The sequence below is a fragment of the Scytonema sp. NUACC21 genome (genome assembly GCF_054684315.1).
In genome coordinates this window covers 45,622-63,913 of sequence record NZ_BAAFZH010000089.1, presented here as the reverse complement: position 1 = coordinate 63,913, position 18,292 = coordinate 45,622, and the positions used below count along the sequence as shown (strand labels likewise).

General features: G+C 40.2%; 17 protein-coding genes, 1 tRNA gene and 2 pseudogenes. 9 read left to right on the top strand and 11 right to left on the bottom strand.

Features of this window, described 5'->3' with window-relative positions:
• Window positions 1-694: 694 nt before the first annotated feature.
• Window positions 695-1,630: an RluA family pseudouridine synthase gene (locus ACYRY3_RS23335; RefSeq protein WP_460204092.1), complete on the bottom strand. Its 936-nt coding sequence runs from the start codon at window positions 1,628-1,630 to the stop codon at window positions 695-697.
• A gap of 1,751 nt (window positions 1,631-3,381) precedes the next feature.
• Between ACYRY3_RS23335 and ACYRY3_RS23330 the strand changes: the two genes are divergently transcribed.
• From ACYRY3_RS23330 to ACYRY3_RS23320, 3 genes and pseudogenes are all read left to right on the top strand, one after another.
• Complete coding sequence (locus tag ACYRY3_RS23330; RefSeq protein WP_460204024.1) at window positions 3,382-4,503, top strand: response regulator; 1,122 nt, start codon at window positions 3,382-3,384, stop codon at window positions 4,501-4,503.
• A gap of 934 nt (window positions 4,504-5,437) precedes the next feature.
• Window positions 5,438-5,722 (top strand): annotated as a pseudogene (locus tag ACYRY3_RS23325) (Hpt domain-containing protein); the annotation flags it as partial.
• Window positions 5,723-6,436: 714 nt separating this feature from the next.
• Window positions 6,437-7,312: pseudogene (locus ACYRY3_RS23320) on the top strand (chemotaxis protein CheA); the annotation flags it as partial.
• 135 nt (window positions 7,313-7,447) lie between these two features.
• On the opposite strand, the gene cobA reads toward ACYRY3_RS23320, so the two are convergent.
• From cobA to ACYRY3_RS23300, 4 genes are all read right to left on the bottom strand, one after another.
• Complete coding sequence (gene cobA, locus ACYRY3_RS23315) at window positions 7,448-8,248, bottom strand: uroporphyrinogen-III C-methyltransferase (RefSeq protein WP_460204023.1); 801 nt, start codon at window positions 8,246-8,248, stop codon at window positions 7,448-7,450.
• Complete coding sequence (locus ACYRY3_RS23310; RefSeq protein ID WP_460204022.1) at window positions 8,245-9,000, bottom strand: sirohydrochlorin chelatase; 756 nt, start codon at window positions 8,998-9,000, stop codon at window positions 8,245-8,247. The genes cobA and ACYRY3_RS23310 overlap by 4 nt, the downstream gene beginning before the upstream one ends.
• Before the next feature lie 89 nt (window positions 9,001-9,089).
• The gene (locus tag ACYRY3_RS23305; RefSeq protein ID WP_460204021.1) at window positions 9,090-9,770 is read right to left on the bottom strand and encodes a manganese catalase family protein; all 681 of its coding nucleotides are present in this window, start codon (window positions 9,768-9,770) and stop codon (window positions 9,090-9,092) included.
• 254 nt (window positions 9,771-10,024) lie between these two features.
• On the bottom strand, window positions 10,025-10,405 hold the full coding sequence (locus ACYRY3_RS23300; protein ID WP_460204020.1) for a DUF4359 domain-containing protein: 381 nt from the start codon (window positions 10,403-10,405) through the stop codon (window positions 10,025-10,027).
• Window positions 10,406-10,517: 112 nt separating this feature from the next.
• Here ACYRY3_RS23300 and ACYRY3_RS23295 point away from each other — a divergent pair.
• Both ACYRY3_RS23295 and ACYRY3_RS23290 read left to right on the top strand, forming a co-directional pair.
• A tRNA-His gene (locus ACYRY3_RS23295) sits at window positions 10,518-10,590 on the top strand.
• Between the two features lie 474 nt (window positions 10,591-11,064).
• Window positions 11,065-13,485: a sucrose synthase gene (locus tag ACYRY3_RS23290; protein WP_460204091.1), complete on the top strand. Its 2,421-nt coding sequence runs from the start codon at window positions 11,065-11,067 to the stop codon at window positions 13,483-13,485.
• Between the two features lie 74 nt (window positions 13,486-13,559).
• On the opposite strand, the gene ACYRY3_RS23285 is transcribed toward ACYRY3_RS23290, so the two are convergent.
• From ACYRY3_RS23285 to ACYRY3_RS23270, 4 genes are all read right to left on the bottom strand, one after another.
• Window positions 13,560-14,144: a peptidoglycan-binding domain-containing protein gene (locus ACYRY3_RS23285; protein ID WP_460204019.1), complete on the bottom strand. Its 585-nt coding sequence runs from the start codon at window positions 14,142-14,144 to the stop codon at window positions 13,560-13,562.
• Between the two features lie 348 nt (window positions 14,145-14,492).
• The gene (locus tag ACYRY3_RS23280; RefSeq protein WP_460204018.1) at window positions 14,493-14,837 is read right to left on the bottom strand and encodes a peptidoglycan-binding domain-containing protein; all 345 of its coding nucleotides are present in this window, start codon (window positions 14,835-14,837) and stop codon (window positions 14,493-14,495) included.
• Window positions 14,838-15,238: 401 nt separating this feature from the next.
• Complete coding sequence (locus ACYRY3_RS23275; protein ID WP_460204017.1) at window positions 15,239-15,493, bottom strand: peptidoglycan-binding domain-containing protein; 255 nt, start codon at window positions 15,491-15,493, stop codon at window positions 15,239-15,241.
• A 69-nt stretch (window positions 15,494-15,562) separates the two neighbouring features.
• Window positions 15,563-15,889: a peptidoglycan-binding domain-containing protein gene (locus tag ACYRY3_RS23270; protein ID WP_460204016.1), complete on the bottom strand. Its 327-nt coding sequence runs from the start codon at window positions 15,887-15,889 to the stop codon at window positions 15,563-15,565.
• Window positions 15,890-16,425: 536 nt separating this feature from the next.
• Between ACYRY3_RS23270 and ACYRY3_RS23265 the strand changes: the two genes are divergently transcribed.
• On the top strand, window positions 16,426-16,698 hold the full coding sequence (locus ACYRY3_RS23265; RefSeq protein ID WP_460204015.1) for a hypothetical protein: 273 nt from the start codon (window positions 16,426-16,428) through the stop codon (window positions 16,696-16,698).
• Window positions 16,699-16,724: 26 nt separating this feature from the next.
• On the top strand, window positions 16,725-17,357 hold the full coding sequence (locus ACYRY3_RS23260; RefSeq protein ID WP_460204014.1) for a hypothetical protein: 633 nt from the start codon (window positions 16,725-16,727) through the stop codon (window positions 17,355-17,357).
• Here ACYRY3_RS23260 and ACYRY3_RS23255 read toward each other — a convergent pair.
• Window positions 17,326-17,556 (bottom strand): hypothetical protein, encoded by a 231-nt coding sequence (locus tag ACYRY3_RS23255; protein ID WP_460204013.1) that lies wholly within the window; start codon window positions 17,554-17,556, stop codon window positions 17,326-17,328. The two genes, ACYRY3_RS23260 and ACYRY3_RS23255, sit on opposite strands and share 32 nt — an antisense overlap.
• A 19-nt stretch (window positions 17,557-17,575) precedes the next feature.
• On the opposite strand from ACYRY3_RS23255, the gene ACYRY3_RS23250 reads away from it, so the two are divergent.
• A complete protein-coding gene (locus ACYRY3_RS23250; protein ID WP_460204012.1) occupies window positions 17,576-17,782 on the top strand; it encodes a hypothetical protein in 207 nt (68 codons plus the stop codon).
• Window positions 17,742-18,020, top strand: coding sequence for a hypothetical protein (locus tag ACYRY3_RS23245; RefSeq protein ID WP_460204011.1), 279 nt, complete (start codon window positions 17,742-17,744; stop codon window positions 18,018-18,020). Before ACYRY3_RS23250 ends, ACYRY3_RS23245 begins: the two co-directional genes overlap by 41 nt.
• Here ACYRY3_RS23245 and ACYRY3_RS23240 read toward each other — a convergent pair.
• Complete coding sequence (locus ACYRY3_RS23240; RefSeq protein ID WP_460204010.1) at window positions 18,017-18,247, bottom strand: roadblock/LC7 domain-containing protein; 231 nt, start codon at window positions 18,245-18,247, stop codon at window positions 18,017-18,019. The two genes, ACYRY3_RS23245 and ACYRY3_RS23240, sit on opposite strands and share 4 nt — an antisense overlap.
• Between the last annotated feature and the right edge of the window lie 45 nt (window positions 18,248-18,292).

The window sequence follows — 18,292 nt, the reverse complement described above, 5'->3', positions numbered from 1 at the left end:
ACCGGGGTGTAATTTGAGTCCAAAAAAAAAGAGCATGCGAGTTAATACGGTTGTTTTTTGGGGAATAATCAACGTAAAGTCGCGTGTGAGGTAGACGGATTCGAGAGAAAAAGTTTGAAGATATCTACAGCAGGGTGTATGGTTAATTGATTAAGTTGCAGCATCTAAATTGCAAGAGACCACTGGGGCTATAAAAACAGTCCGGGTAACTCAAGCAAGAAAAGCTAAAGACAACTGTAAAAAGTAAAACTTATATGGTGTGTATTTAAGGTGTAGAGGATGGGACAGACAAGTCAACTCATAAATTTAAATTTTTGATGTACAGTGTGAGCTTGTCTAAATCAGAGAAGCAGGGTAATCTTGCGTAAGTATCTCTGATGGATGTGATATCGATCTATTTTTCGTAGTGATCTAAATCATTGACTAGTATCCGACTGAACCCAACATTGAAAGATAAACGTAGGTTAGGTTGAGGAACGAAACCCAACATTGAAAGATAAACGTAGGTTAGGTTGAGGAACGAAACCCAACATTGAATCATTGTTACGTATTACAAGATAAAAATACGGAATTTGAAAGAACCACGAAGGCACAAAGGTCACGAAGCATGAGAAGAGAAAAAGAGACTATTTGCGGCGAGAGAAAAGAAGGAGGCGAGGCAGATTAAGGATTAGCCAAAGGGAGAGACTGCTGTTTAAGACGAAACGGTAGCTCTGCGCCGTAAAACTTCTAGTAAAGTTGTAAACGTTTGGGGAGGAGGTGCAGTAACCTCTATCCATTCTCCAGACACTGGATGTTGCAACTTAAGTCGCCAAGCGTGGAGTGCTTGACCGGGTAAATTAACTCCTATGGAACGACCAGAACTATATACGGGATCGCCGACAATGGGATGACCTATTTGGGCGCTGTGAACTCGAATCTGATGGGTACGCCCAGTTTCTAATTGAAATTCCATTAGAGTATAATTACCCAAACGTTCTCTCACTTTCCAATGTGTAATCGCAGGTCTTCCCCCTTTTTCTACAGCCACAACTGCCATTTTTTTGCGGTCAATTGGGTGACGACCAATGGGTAAATTAACGGTACCGCTTTCTGTTTTAGGTGCGCCATAGACGATTCCTAAATATTCTCGTCCTGCAGTTTTTGCTTTCAGTTGAGCTTGCAAATGCTGATGGGCTTGTTCGGTTTTGGCGATCGCGATCGCCCCAGTTGTATCCTTATCTAATCGGTGGACAATTCCCGGTCTTTGAACTCCCCCAATTCCTGGTAAGTTGGGACAATGAGCCAAGATAGCGTTAACAAGGGTACCATCTTGATGACCGGGTGCGGGATGAACAACTAAGTCAGCAGGTTTGTTGATAATAAGTAGGGAGCTATCTTCGTAAAGAATATCTAGGGGGATCTCTTCTGGTTTGAGTTCTAAAGGTTCTGCTGCTGGTATTTCTAGGATGATACTATCTGCTGCTTTTACAGGTGTCTTTTTAGATATACAGACTTTACCGTTAATCCGGACTTTACCTTGTTCGATTAACTGCTGAATTCTGGAACGAGATATATCTGGTAATTCTTGTGAGAGGTAACGGTCTAAACGCTCTCCTTCTGTTGAAACTTGTAAATTAATTTCGGTCAATTGATGAGACACAGTTGTTGGTTTTGGAGATATTAATATTACTGATTGTAACGAATCACAAAGACACGTTCTGCTATTCGCACTATGTCTACTTTTAGCTCCACAGTTTTTATGCAACTGTTCTGTAAAGATTCTGTAAAGCTATTGTGTAATATCTTTTATTTGCGTAGTCTTGTCATAAACGTAACAAAAATGACATACTTTTGATAAGTATTATTTTCATTGAAAAAATATTTATTTGACGTTTGAATATATACTTTTATTGTAGACTTAGCCTTTTTCTTGATGAATTGCTCAAAACCAAAAACATTTTTGTATAAAAAATAACATATTTTCTAAATAAAAAATTCAATTTAAAGTATAATATTTTACAATAAATTTTTGAATCTAAATTCTTCTGATAAAATTTATACTTGTAAGGGAGCAGTCAAAACTTTCATCACGGTTACTTCCCTGAATTTATGGACTTAATCTTGAGAAATTGTGATGGGACTTGTGATGTCATCCAAAAATTCCGATGCAAATTATACATTTTATTTTTAAGTGTGTTGATAGTATAAAAATTTCGCTAGGTTTTATTGTAAAAAATATTACATTAAAAGCAGTAATCTTTTGCAAGCAGTTATTTTTCTTTTTTAAAATTATAAAAAGAAAAATTGTAAAAAATTTCTATAATTTTCCGGGCTTAAGTATATACACCGAAAAAAAGCCTAGATAGTATACACGTTTATAAAATATTTATGGTGCGACGCTAATTGTTTTTTATAGTTTCTTTATTCACTAATATTACTCTTTACACATCCTTTAACTTTTTTTTGAAAATTATAGTAACCTAAATGTTAGTGAGTAAGTTACTTACCATCTACCCAAGTGTTAGAGAGTGAGTTATTTATCATCTACCAGTTAACTAAAGGTCTCTATTTTTCGGGTATGCACTGTACTTCTTGAGTTTTGCTAGAACATCTTAAAGTTGGTATCCTATGCCCCAGGGTGACTGCCTATCATAAAACAACGTTAGAGTGTTTTCTCAATATGTGTGAAGAAGTTTCTCGCTTGTTCACTGATTATCATTGCGTCTTACCACACTGTTGTTATATGACCTAACTATCCCAGTCACCTTTGGAGTAAGTTTGCCATGAATCACACTCAAAGCAGTATTCTACATTTACTAGATACAGGTCTATTAAGCGGACAGCTCTTTCATAGTTATGGTGGACAGCATGAAAAACTGTCCATTCACTCAAGACATACAAGTAGACGAGACAGTCTTAGTATGCAACTATGCCAAATAATAGACTTTTTTAAGAAGAGTTATCCACCTGATGACACTTCTGTAGTAATCCAAGCTTTGCTGCTAAATGTGCTCCCAAGCCTATAATTAAGTAGAAGCTTGAACTCTCTACACAAGCCATTTGCGATTCTACCCTTGCTCCAGTCAAGACCAGCATACTCGAAACAACACTAAGTTTACAGACCTACCAACTTACCAGGTATTAAGCATCTCCAAACATGGCTTCCCTAGAGGGAGCACAGTCAGTTTTGGTAGATGAGGTTAGCCTCACGTCCTCCATTTACGTGACTTGGGCTTTATTCAGAACAAGTGCGAAAATGAGAGTAAAGCACAGCTTCATACCGAGGTAGGACAATTTGCTATCTGCAAGTTGCATTTCTCCTTACATATTTTGTCATTAAAAATTTGTTGACAACCTTACTTTGGTTGCAAATCCTGATTTGAACTTAGAGCCATGAATATGACGACACTTCCCATTGGTAGATACAGGTTTTTTCAGAAAATACAGCCGCTCTTTCTACTAAATAAAATGGCTAGTAACCCTAATACTGGTTGTTGGCAAGTTTACAGTCCGTCGGCTTCTTGGTCAATTTATATGGAGGAAGGAAAGGTAATTTATATCTCCCATACAGATAAAATGTTTGACATTCTGTATAGAATATTGCATCGCTTGAGCGAGCAAATTCCTACTCTTAGTAGCGCAATTAATAAACAAGTACAAGAACTTTTTGAGAATAAACTTGATAATTCATCAATACAAAATCCTGAATATTTAGCTATTTGCTGGTTAGTTAATCAAAAGTACATCACTTCTGCAGAAGCAGGAATTTTGATAGAACAATTAGCACTAGAAATTTTGGAACCTTTGCTAAGTATTGAAGAAGGAAGCTACGAATTTATCCCTGAAAATTTTTTAGGCGAAATGCCAAGATTCTGCCATTTAGATTTACGCTTGCTGTTTCAAGAATGCCAGAATCGATTGGAACAGCAAAGGAACGTTAAACCCTCAAGTGCTCCACAGCAGTGTATCCAGTTTTTGAAGGCAAAGGCGCGAAAATATCAAGCAAAAATTGAACAGAAAATTCACAGAGATGAGCAAAAATTTACCAAACAAGAAAGCCGCGATTTAGAGAATAATTCTAAATACACATTAATTTCTGATTTGAATGAAATCGAACATGAAAATCAGTCAGTATCCCAACAATCAGCCGACAAAAAAGTTTATAAAGTTGTCTGCATTGATGATAGTCCAGTTATTATAAATGCTGTTAAAAGCTTTTTAGATGAACAAATTTTCTCTGTTATAGGAGTGAACGATCCTCTAAAGGCTTTGATGCAAATTATCCGTATCAAGCCGGATATAATTTTACTTGATATTGAAATGCCAAATTTAGATGGATATGAAATTTGTTCTTTGTTAAGAAAACATTCATACTTTCAAAATACTCCTGTAATTATGGTTACAGGCAGAACCGGTTTTATAGACAAAGCTAAGGCAAAAATAGTGAAGTCAACAGGATATTTAACCAAGCCTTTTACACAAGTAGATTTACTAAAAATTATTTTCCAACATATTAAGTAATCTACAAGTAATATCATGTCCGGTTGATTACTTACGATATCCTGATTTTACTCCTCCCCAACCCTCTACATGAATTGGGGGCTACGGTGGTGTACAAGTTGAATTTACCCCCCTTAATCCCCTCTTATAAAAAGGGGAAGCAAGTCGATGTAATTCCCTCCCTTGATAAGGGGAGGGCTAGTACAGAAAGGCTGAAGTATGAAGGATAAAGGATGAAATTAAAAGGCTTACACTATAAGCTATGGAGCGATTGACAACAGTCGCCTTATTTACGCCGACTTGTACTAGGGTGGGGTATTTTTTATAAGTGTTTAACCGGACACAATATCAGGGTCTTCCGAATATAAAAGTATTTAATAAGCTCTTGTGGGACATAATCTCTTGTGGTGTGGGCGTCTCGCCCGCCACCTATATGGGACGGGAGAGGACGGCTGTCCCACATTCCGGGATAATTTATTTCTACGATTGTGTTGGGTTTCGTTCCTCAACCCAACCTACGTATCGCTGCACATTCCTAACAAAGTCGGCTAGCGCCTGTACATCGCGCACAAAATCCAAATTTTAATAGTTATTGCTGGCATAATGCTCACCATGAGCAGTTTTAAATTGTTCTGTTGCTGCAAAATATATCATGATTTTGAGAAAGTAAGCTACTTGTTCAATTTGCAATTATCTACTTATGATTGATGGTTAGTATTCAAGAGTTAACCGTAACAATTGAGGATTGTGAGTAGTTAGTGGATAGAGGTTAGTAGTGGAAGCTCTGTTCGACAAATGTTTTAACTACTACCTGCTAACTACTAGTATGTAACAGGTTAGTTAGAATATGCAATTTTTATTGACACAATAGTTTACCGATAAAGTACACCCAAGAGGTTATTGTCGTTCAAATGCAGTCTGTAACGTCAATGACTCATGATGCATCATAAACATTATGTTACGAGACAAACAACTAGAAATCCAGATGCAGTTTCTGGAAAAAGCTACCGATCACCTCAATACTCTGGAATCTGTCGTATTTGAAATTAAACTTAACCGTCAAATTAACCCACAAAAAATAAATGCTGGATTGAGATCTGCTCATTCCATCAAAGGCGGTGCTGGTATCATGGGGTTTCAGACTCTCAGCAATTTAGCACATCTTTTGGAAGATTCTTTAAAATTTTTTAAAAACCAAAAGAATGGCTTAGAAGTTGATACAGATTTGCACAGCTTACTATTATCTAGTATAGATTGGTTACGTCAAATTGTAAAACTATATTCGGAAGGTCACGTTGTTGATGAGCAGTGGCTCACAACCTTTTGCTATCCAGTTTTTCAAGAACTTCAAGAACGTTGTAGTAATGAAAATTATGAGGATGATGTAACCACAGTGTTTACACATAATAGATTGCAGGACTTTATTTCGCTACTTTTCCAAACAGAAATAGAAGATTGTTTGCAACGTCTAGAATCCTTAATAGGACAAGGTAAACAGTCTGTTTTGCGTAACGAAGTGGCTGTAATGGCTTCTGAACTAGCGGATTTGGGGCAAATGCTACAAATACAGGCTTTTACCCAACTTTGCCAGTCAATTTTGAAACAATTAGAATCTACTACAAAAGTTGAAGATGTTGCTCGTTTGGCGTTGGAAGCTTGGCGGCGATCGCAAAACCTCATAATAAATCATCAACTTGATTGTTTGCCTACAGATATCATTTCCAGCGAATCTTTATTAATTCAGCAGAAAAACAAAGCTGAAATCCAGTTTTCTGGCGATCGCACTTCTAAAGATTCTCCAGCTAAAGTCGTTAATTTAGTGCCGTTATTAGAAGAACAAATTTCCTCCAACCATACAAATAAAAATCCTACTATGTCCTTTCCAACAAAACAACTTGAGACTAACAATAATTTTTTGGGGAATGCGGCAATACAACAGCAGAGTTTTTTGATGCAAATAGAACGTTTGCATAAACTGATTCGGAATATGAGTATCCGTGTGAAAAACCTTGAGCGCAAACATCATGAATTACGCTTGAACTATGATAAAGCGACCTCTCAACTGTCGGATGCTGTTTTGTTACCCTATGCCATAGAAAATGATATGGAAATAGACGGTTATAACAAACTGCATATCATTTCATCAACAGTGAGAGAAACTGTTGTTAATATTCAGAAGATTACGAATGAAATTAAACTCAGTCTTGATGATACCAACCTAATCAATCACTTGCTTAATAAAACGGCTCAGCAATTGCAGAAGTCTTTAGCTCAAATTAAAATGCGTCCGCTGTCCGATATTGTTGAAAATTTTCCTGTTGCTCTACGCGAACTATGTATTGAATACGGCAAAAATGTTCAATTAAAAATTGAAGGTGGCAACACCCTGATTGAAAGCAATATCTTAGAAGCTTTGAGAGAACCCTTGATACACCTGATGCGAAATGCTTTCGATCATGGTATTGAAGATCCAGCGACTCGCCGTGCCTGTGGTAAGCCGGAACAGGGAATCATAGAAATCAAAGCCTCTAATGAAGGTAATCGTACAATCATTACTGTCAGAGATGACGGACGTGGCATTTCACTGAACAAAATTCGTGCCCGTGCTTTGACGATGGGGTTAGAGTCGAGTTTGTTGGCACAAGCTACTGATGAAGAATTGTTGTCACTGATTTTTGAGCCTGGGTTTAGTACCTCTGAGCAAGTGACAATGCTTTCTGGTCGAGGGATCGGCATGGATGTGGTTCGCAACAACCTCAAACAATTGCGCGGAGATATTAAAGTGGATACCATGCCGGGATTGGGAACTACCTTTACGTTATCCGTACCACTACTTAGATAATTTTCTGTGTTAAGTAGATCGGTAAGAAAAAAGTAACTGGTGAAGGTCGTCCTTAGTCATTTGTAATTGGTCATTAGTAAGGGTTTTCAATGCATCTACATTTTGTAACATATTTGTGTTTATTTACGCCGACTTACTTAACTCTTGAGCAAGTGTTGCATACAAATTCACAACTGTGCCAATGACAACAATTGCTGGCGCTCCAAATCCAGCAGTTTCTACTTGCTCTACAATTGTCTCTAACACACCAATCAATTCTTCTTGCTCCGGTCGCGTCCCCCAACGCACCAAAGCAATAGGTGTTTCTAAACTTAACCCACCGGCTTTTAACTGTTCCACAATATAAGCCAGATTGTGAATCCCCATATAGATCACTATGGTTTCTGAACCGTGAGCGATCGCATTCCAATTAACTGCAGGACGATACTTACCTGCCGCCTCATGCCCGGTTACAAAAGTGACGGAGGAACTATACAACCTGTGGGTTAAAGGAATACCCGCATAGGCAGGAGCAGCAATTCCCGATGTAATACCGGGCACAACTTCTACTGCGACACCAGCCTTTACCAACTCCTCCATTTCCTCGCCACCGCGACCAAATATAAACGGATCGCCCCCCTTCAAGCGCACTACGACAGCATTATCTCGTGCTTTCTCAATTAATAACTGTGTCGTCTCCTCCTGCAACAAAGAATGACGCCCCCGCCGTTTGCCAGCATCAATTTTCTCAGCTTTAGGATTAATCATTGCTAAAATTGCCGGAGCAATCAAAGCGTCATAAATCACGACATCCGCACACTCTAGCAACCCTTTCCCCTTGAGAGTCATTAACCCCGGATCTCCCGGTCCCGCACCAACCAAATAGACCTTTCCCACAGATTTGTTCTTCGTTTCCTCAGCACCCTTTGCGTCCTGATGGTTCATTTCTCCATCAACTCCCAAATTACATCAGCTAATTCTGCACTTGCTCCCAAAGGCTCAGCTAATTGAAAACTGACCCCCGGAAACAGTAATTTTAGCTCCTCTTGCTGAAGTGCGATCGCATCAGTTATTCCACCTGTAAATAAGAAATATGGCAAAATGGCAATTTGGCAGTAACCCGCAATCACTAACTCTTGTACCCGTGACTTGAGACTAGAGGGATGTGTCCAATAAGCAGCTACTGCTCCCAAAGATGCTGCTATTGCTTCCACCGCTTGTTGAGAACCGGGACGACGGCTACCGTGAGCCAGAAGAATCTTTGCTCCTGCATAGGAAGGAGCTAACTGCTTAGCTAGTAGGGCACCCAAACCCGGATGGCTACCTAAATATGGTTGTATGTGAATCTTGATATTTTCATCAAGAGACTGTTCTGCCTGGGAAATTTCAGCCGGAATATCTTCCATCACATGAACTCCTGGCAGAAGAAACAACGGTAGGATTTTTAAACTACGACATCCTAAAGCGACTGCATTGTTACCAAATCTTTTTACTTGCTCGTGTAGCGGTTCGGAATTCAATTCTAAATACGCTGTACCTATCAAAGATTTCTCATAGGAACATCCTGCAAAACTGTTTGCCATACCGGACAAATAGCTTTGTACTTTACGAGATAACAGCCCCGCCAGATGCTGCATAGCAATTTCCGGACGTGGATCGTGACTTCCGTGAGACACTAGCAGATATGCAGATAACATTGGCAAGGATATAGCTAAGAAACACTGGGTAGTTAGTAGTTAGTGTTAGTAGCTTTTTTGCTAACTACTATCCACTAACTAATAATATATTATTTTGCTTGAGGGTCAGCAATGTATCGGAAAGTGGGTTCCGAATTCCAAGGGCCCCGTTCGTCCGTTCCGTTATTAGACAAGTTGTAGTAAATATCCACGGTGCTATCAGGCTGGATATTACCGAAGAACGGGTCTGTTAACTTACCCAAAGATTCCAGAGCCTTCATAAACATTTGGGTATGGGAAACTTCCCGTGTCAGAAGATGGACAAGTGCCTGTTTTGTACCTTCTTCAGGAGCTAACTTAATTAACTCCTCATAGGTTTGACGCGCACCCGCTTCAGCAGCAATGTTAGCTCGCAAATCGCGGACTACATCACCACCTTCATTAACATAAGCTGCTGTCCAAGCTTGTCCTTGACTATCTAATAAGTGCGGTCCCATCCCCCGAACAGCAAACAGTGTACTTTTGTAAGCTTCTGTTTGGTCTACATTTTTAGTATGGGCTTCGATGAGTCTGCCAACCATTTCCAAATGGCTAAACTCTTCGATCGCAATATCCTGTAGCATATCGCGAATACCCGCATTTTCACAGTGGAAGGACTGGGTCCAGTATTGTAGAGCTGCTGTTAGCTCACCGGTAGCACCACCAAACTGCTCTAAAAGGAGTTGAGCAAAACGTGGATTTGGTTCATCAACTCTAACAGGTTGAATTGTTTCTTTTTTATGAAAGAACAAAATGCACGCTCCTTATTTTTATTTACTTTATTCCAGTCAGTTACGAAGATTCATTGCTCACAATCTGCTTATCCTCGAAACCAGGAATTTGTTTGCACCCAATAAAAATAGTAAGGAGAATAATGATTTCCAACCTGCTTCTAGGGAAAGAGTTGTGCTTTCAACCAGTTCTATCCCAGTGCAGTCTTTTGCCTTTACTTTTGATAGCTGACCGAAAGCATAGCTAACTGTTCACCACAAAGGTCAACACAAAGCTATTGCTTTTGGGCGCTGTAAGTGTAAAAGTTGTCAAACGCTCCCACCGTCTCAAATTTGTAGGAAGGTATCCAATTGTTTATTGTTAAATCCGTGCGGTAAACGCTGAAAATGAGAAAGTCTTGCCTTTCTGTTCTGATAGAAATGATTTCCCGTATTTGCGGCGTTGCCGATTCTAGGAGTTCACTGCAGTTCAGCTTGATGATATTCTCAAAGATATTCTGGCTCTTCTTGCACACGTTGCCTTTCAAATAATCTGATAGCTGCTGTACTGCATAGTCTTCATACTTCTGTTGGCTGGGATTTGTCTTTGCCATCGCTAGCCCTATCGTTCCCAATCCCAAAGCTCCCACACATATAATAATAGGTAAGACTCTCATTTTCCTAATTACTAGTCGCTGTGATTCTTAGACTTTAGATTAACTGAGCCCGTTCCTTCAAAAAAAGGACTGGATCATTTAACAGAGTCGTGCTATTATAGGTAACGTGATGGCGAGCGTAGCCAAGTGGTTAAGGCAGAGGATTGTGGTTCCTCCATCCGTGGGTTCGAGTCCCATCGTTCGCCCTGAGAGATGAAACTGGTTTAGCAAACCCCAAAACTAGATTCCAGAGAACCGTTTGTATGAGACGGGCGTCCCCGCCCGTTCCACAAGGTGGAGAATATATTTCTTGCCAATCCCAGCAGCAAGGGAGCGAGTAAAAGTAGGGTGGGCGCTAGTCACCTGCAACCAACTACCTCTTCAGGTTATCTTCTTCTGGAAAGATAAAAGTTTTCCCTCACCAAGGCAGAGTAAAGAACATATTAATGACTTGATATTAACAGTTTTGATGAGTGATAGTAAAAAAGACTAAGCCTTTAGTTAGAGTCTAAAATACGCATTTATAAGATAAGCATAAAAATGTAACCTAGTCGAAGGCTAATGCTTTATTACTAATTGTAAATTTCTAAAAAGATTTGCAATGAGAAGGTAACTGTTAGCTATTAGTCATGACAGATAAAACGTTCAAGTTGAAATATCCAATTATCTCAAGAATTGCCATGTCAGAATTACTTCAAGCCATTTTGGATAGTGAAGAGAAAAATGATTTGCGTTCTTTGATAAGCGACTTACGCCAGCAAGAAAAAAAATATTTGCTGCGAAACGACATACTCAGTTTATATCGTGAATTCTGCTCAAAGTACCAAAAAACAGAGCAGTTTTATAGCGCCTCCCACTTAAGCAAGTTAATTTACTACACTCAGGAAATTATTCAAGAGGAATCTAGCCTCTGTTTGATTATTCGCCCCAAAATAGCCAGTCAGGAAGTTTACAGACTGACACCCAATTTAAATATTGAGCCAATGACAGTGCAAGAACTATTGGATTTGCGCGATCGCTTAGTCAACAAATACAACCCCAATGAAGGGGACTTACTAGAGTTGGATTTCGGTCCATTTTATGACTACTCCCCAATCATCCGCGACCCGAAAAATATTGGTAAAGGGGTGCAATTTCTCAACCGCTACCTATCCAGTAAGTTATTTGTTGACCCCAGGCAGGGGCAAGAGTCCTTATTCAATTTCTTGCGCCTGCACCAATACAATGGTGTTCAACTGCTAATCAACGAAAGAATTCAGTCACAACAGCAACTCTCAGATCGAGTTAAAAAAGCATTGACTTTTGTTAGCGAGATCCCCAACGAACAACCCTATGAAGAATTTCGGTTTGACCTTCAAATGATGGGCTTTGAACCGGGTTGGGGAAACACCGCCATGCGAGTTCGGGACACTTTAGGCATTTTAGACGAATTGTTAGACTCTCCCGACCCTCAGACTCTAGAAGCCTTCATTTCTAGAGTTCCAATGATCTTTAGAATCGTATTAGTGTCTGCTCACGGTTGGTTTGGACAAGAGGGCGTTTTGGGTCGTCCGGACACTGGGGGTCAAGTGGTTTACGTCCTTGACCAAGCGAAGAATTTAGAAAAGCAACTGCAAGAAGATGCAACGTTGGCTGGTTTGGGAGGATTAAATGTTGAACCCAAAGTTATTATTCTCAGTCGTTTGATTCCCAACAGTGATGGCACCCTTTGTAACCAACGCCTAGAAAAGGTCTACGATACAGAGAATGCGTGGATTTTACGAGTGCCTTTGCGGGAATATAATCCCAACATGACTCAAAACTGGATTTCACGGTTTGAGTTTTGGCCTTACCTGGAAACTTTTGCTATTGATGCAGAAAAAGAACTGCTTGCAGAATTTCAAGGCAGACCCGATTTAATTGTCGGTAATTATACTGATGGAAATTTAGTAGCATTTTTACTTGCGCGTCGTTTGGGTGTCACTCAGTGTAACATTGCCCATGCGTTGGAAAAATCTAAGTACCTGTTCAGTAATCTCTACTGGCAAGATTTAGAGGATAAGTATCATTTTTCATTGCAATTCACTGCTGATTTATTGGCAATGAATGCTGCGAATTTCATTATCAGCAGCACCTACCAAGAGATCGTGGGAACTCCAGATAGTGTAGGACAGTATGAATCTCTCAAGTGCTTCACAATGCCAGAACTGTACCACGTCGTTAATGGCATAGAACTGTTTAGCCCCAAGTTTAACGTCGTACCACCAGGAGTCAACGAAAGTTGCTATTTCCCCTACACAAGTACTGAAGACCGAATTGAGAGCGATCGCGCCAGAATAGAAGAAATGCTTTTTACACTGGAAGATCCAACCCAAATTTTTGGTACTTTAGACGACCCTAAAAAGCGCCCACTGTTCTCAATGGCGCGTCTTGACCGTATTAAGAACTTAACTGGTTTAGCTGAGTGTTTTGGACAGAATAAAGAATTACAAGAACATTGTAATTTAATCTTAATTGCGGGTAAATTGCGAGTTGAAGAATCAGGTGACAACGAAGAACGCGACGAGATTGTCAAGCTTTACCACACTATCGAAGAATACAACCTCCAAGGTAAAATCCGCTGGCTGGGAGTGCGTTTGACCAAAGCTGACTCAGGGGAAGTGTACCGAGTGATTGCCGACCGCAAGGGGATCTTTGTACAACCTGCCTTGTTTGAAGCGTTTGGTTTGACAATTTTAGAAGCGATGATTTCAGGATTACCCACGTTTGCAACACAATTTGGTGGTCCTCTAGAGATTATTCAAGATAAAGTCAATGGCTTTTACATCAACCCTACCAATTTAGAAGAAACAGGTGAAAAAATTCTGAATTTTATCAAGCTTTGCGAACAAAATTCCAACTATTGGAACGAAATTTCACAACGAGCTATTGAACGGGTATACAGCACCTATACCTGGAAAATTCACACTACCAAGCTGTTAAGTTTAGCTAGAATTTATGGCTTCTGGAACTTTACTTCAAAAGAAAATCGAGAAGATTTGCTGCGTTACATAGAGGCTTTGTTTTATTTAATTTACAAGCCAAGAGCGCAACAACTATTAGAGCAACATAAGTATCGTTAATGAGTCAAGAGTCATTTGTCATGAGTCATTAGTCGTTTGTAAAGGGCAAAGGACAAATGACATTGGACAAATGACTATTTCGTCAATTCCACCCAAGTTTTTTGACCAACAATCCCATCTACCGCTATGCTTCGCTGGTTTTGAAAAGATTTAACAGCCGTTTCCGTCAACGCACCAAAAACCCCATCAATTTGTACAGTGTAGCCATTGTATGATAACAATTGTTGTAAAGCCCTAACAGCAACACCCGAATTTCCAAAACTTAAAGTTGGCAAAGATGGATTAGTATATTCATAAGATATAGAAGTTACCACTTGGTAACCGCCTTGTTTACCACTTGACCTTCGCCTATAGCGACGAGAATTGAACTCCAGGGAGCTTTCCGACGCTACCAACGAATTTATGGGAATCGTCTCAGTTGGATTCTTTAAATTTTCATTTTCTGTAGTTAGACCTGACGGAGAGACGCGTATTGTCTCATCTAACTGCATAAATTCAGGTGGTGTAATTTGAGCAGATGGAACTATCGGAGATAGCTGGTCTTGAGTTGACTCTTCCACACTGTTCTCCAGCTGAACAAATAGCAGATTCGCTAAACTCAGCAGAGATATTTGTCCTGTTTGCAATACGCCCGTCATCAGCAGGGCAATATCAGTCATTGTGTCACATTTTACTAGGGCTCATGCTTATTTTGACAAACAATATAGCTCTTGTTCCGGAATAAACAGTAATTACAAAATAAAAAATGTAATAATTTTTTCCAAAGAATCCGTAAAATAGTATTTAATCTGCTTTAAACAGAAGTAAGTAAGGAGCCTTGTTTACGACTTCTCCTTACCCTTCTACTGGCATAATTATTGTACTGTAGTGGTTTTTACTTACTTGCAATACACAGCACTAGCACACATCGGCAGAAATAAGGCTGCCATTGTAGATCGTTATAAAGCTTTTTTCAGTGGAAGCTTGTTACTTTCATCCCTCAGCCTTCATACTTCATCCTTCATGTACTAGCCTGTTAGTTCCGCCCAAGTTCTAGGACCTACTATCCCGTCAGGATTAAGACCTCGTCCACTTTGAAAAGCTCTCACAGCAGCTTCTGTCAGTGCGCCGAAAGATCCATCAATTCTGACAAAATAGCCGTTAGAAACTAAAAGCCGCTGTAAGACTCGAACAGAATTACCTGAGGAACCAAACCTCAAAGTTGGTAAACCCGAACCTGCTGCTCCTATTGACATAGACCTCGCTTCTGGTTGTTCCTCAAATGCATCAAGTTGTTCTTGTTCCTCAAGTTCTTGCTCAAATTGTTCCTGTGATAGTTCTTGAGGTTGTACCTCATTCCTAGATTCTACCATACAAGTTGATTTAGAAAATCCATTTCTTTAAATTGTATTTAGCTCAGTAGGTTGGGTTGAGCGACAGCGAAACCCAACAAAACCCGAATTTCCATGCCCCAACCCAAGAAAACCCGAAATTTCGTGCCTCAACCCAACAAAACCCGAAATTTCGTGCCCCAACCCAACAAAACCCGAAATTTCGTGGATCAACCCAACAAAACCCGAAATTTCGTGCCCCAACCCAACAAAACCCGAAATTTCGTGGATCAACCGAGGAAAGTTGGGTTTCGTGGCTCAACCCAACAAAACCTGAAATTTCGTGGCTCAACCCAACAAAACCCGAATTTCGTGGTTCAACCGAGGAAAGTTGGGTTTCGTGGTTTAACGGAGGAAAGTTGGGTTTCGTGCCTCAACCCAACCTACGGAGAAACTTGTTGACAAAAGTTGCCAGCCCAGGCAGCTAAAGCAGACCAAGTGTTGGGTCCAACAACACCATCATCTTTCAGGTTGCGATCGCGTTGGAACTGTTGTACGGCAGCCTCTGTTACAGAACCAAATTGTGCATCAAAGTTATCATTACCCAGATAGCCAAAAGTAATCAGTTGTTGTTGTAGCAATCTTACAGCTTCACCACTTGTGCCTTTCTGTAATTGAGGCATTTTTTTCTCAGCCATGATTTACCTTCCTATTTTTCCAATGATGTTGATTTGACTCGTCTTTACTAATGGTTCACTGTTAACTGATTAAACGGAGCACTTACGTAAACCAAAATCGCCCAAAGCACGCCAAGTTATGGGACCCACTTTACCATCCACAGGAAAAGTAGGATCGCTGATAATGCCTTTGTATGCTCTTTGAAATCGGACGACAGCTTCAAAAGTTTTTTGACCGAATACTCCATCAACTTGAACGGCGGCTGCACTTCCATCCCCAATCTTGCTTCTGTAAGCGTTCAGTAATTGTTGTATGTATTTCACTGCGTCACCAGTGTCACCCTGTACTACGATTGGCAGACTGACAGAGCGAGCTGCAGCCTCAAGTGTTGTATTGAAATCACTAGCTTGTGTCATTATTCACCCTCCGTGAATTGTACGCTCTATATAATTGCTTTTCTATAAGTCCAAGGTAGTCTTGCAAGATTCACTCTCGCATTACCCACGTAGGGTGATTTCTGCAGATTTGCCAGCTTTCCCGTGAAAATTTATTTTTTATTAAAATTCCTTTCAAAGTTCACATAGCACTCCTAAATCATTTTTGAAAAATCTCCAAGTCGTAGGGTGGGCAGTGCCCACCATTGTTCAATGTGTGCGGCACAGCCCTACCTACTACCTATGTTTCAAAAATCAAATAGGATTCGTGAACTACCCACACTACCGAAAAGCGCGGTAAGTGATGGGCTTCGAGCTTCATAGACCGTTGCCTTTAAATCTGGCGATTTGCAGGTCTTACACAGGCTCCACTCGCGGTAAAGGGGTTCCCTCCTCCAGTGACTCCAGCAAGCTGGGCGTATTTGCTCAATCTTTCAAAACTTCAATGTCCCTTATTTCCAATTTTCTTCTGCCTAGAGTGACAAAAGAGGGTTAATGAGCGGTATAAACTAGTTCGATTGCTGCACAAACCGCGCCAAGAAAACTATACTGAAACCTTTGAGATGGATGATAGAGGAACACCAAGAGTTCTAAAGGTGCTCAAAGAAGATGGACCCAGGTGGGTGGAAATGCTGAAACGCGAAGCCACCGTTTTAAGAAATTTGCAGAATCCAGGAATTCCCAGAGTTGAGCCAGATGGGTACTTTACTTTAACTGTATCGCTCCCCAACAAATCCAAGACATTGCACTGCTTGGTCATGGAGAAAATAGAGGGGCAAAACTGCAAGTAAAGGAAGCTAATATTCGTGATTGCGTTATGGCGAGAGTCGCCGAGTATAAAAGTCTGAGTTCAATTTATCTTCATGTTTGTACGTTATGGAGTGAGTATGAAGATAAACGATACAACATTGAAGAACTTGCTCTACGGATATATAGCTGTATTTCTGACGAAGCTGCTAAACAGGGCTTTGGAAGAGCAACCGCTGCCACCAGACTCAAGAAAGCTTTAGCTATGGACTATACGTTTGTTGCCGCGTGTTTGGCATTTCTTGCTGGTTGGGTTCTTTTTGGTCGTTCAAAACTGGTGTTGTCTATCCGAAATCGCTTAGTCAATATGATTGCCCAAGTTGCTACTAACGCAGACCAAAGTATTGAAGCCGAAAAATTCTTGGAACAATTGGGTGTTGAACAAACTGATACCAAATCAGATCTGTCCATAACTTTTGCAATTGGTGAAGCAGCGATTCGTTACTTTATTGAGCAAGACGGCACTATGGAACAGGCCCAGCAGATTTTTGCTGAGGAAGAAAAGCGTCGGGAACCAGAATTCAAAGAAGCATTAAAGGGAGGTCCAAACAAGGTAGTGGACAAACTGCGAGAGATAGATCGAGAGCTACATGAGCGTTATGGCTTGCCGCCTATGTATGACGATGATAAGGGTGATGTATGAAACTAATGTTTAAACCAAAGCTCAAAAAATTAAAGCGCCAAAAAAGCTGGTTGTCATCAACTTGGTCATCCTGCTTGTTCTTGGCAGTGATAATTTTAGTGATTTGGAGTTGCGCCGCAGTTGCACAGACTTCTCCATCTACATCAAGCACCCCTTCAAAGTTGGAAACTGCTGTGGATACTATATGGGTTTTGTTCACTGCTTGCTTAGTGTTCTTTATGAACGCTGGTTTTGCAATGTTGGAAGCAGGTTTATGCCGCCATAAAAATGCCGTTAATATTCTAGCTCAAAACTTCATTGTATTTGCATTAGCGACGGTGGCTTTTTGGGGAATTGGCTGTGGTCTCATGTTTGGTGATAACACAAACCCACTCTTTGGAACAAATGGTTGGTTTTTTAATGGAACTGGCTGTAGGCTTATTTAGCGTCGCTCAACAAGATAATCTTCGTGGGAATACTGCCCTGTTTAACCCTGGTCCAAAACCAGGATTATTTTATGGTGGGGGTTTGGATCAATTATTAATTCAGCTACTTGGTATTTTCTGTGTAGGTATATTCACAGTTGTGTTTAGCTGGTTTGTTTGGTCAGCAATTAAAGTTACAGTGGGTTTGCGAGTTTCACCTGAAGCAGAGCTGAATGGTTTAGATATTAGCTTGCATTAACCGTCTGCACTTTTAACATCAATCTGCTCCACTACCTCCCATCCCAATTCCCTATGGGTACGCTCAGTCAAATAAATCATCATGCTAGCCATACTGAGTGTAGCGTTCTCATCCATGCCAATTGATGTGATTAGCTGACCTTGGGCATTTACCAGTGCTACACCCTGAAAACCTAGCGTATGACTAGCAAATTTTTGTAAAATTCTTTCGATTTTGTCAATCTTCATGATTTTACCCGTGCCTTCTACGGTAGAGAAAGCTTTTCTTCAATA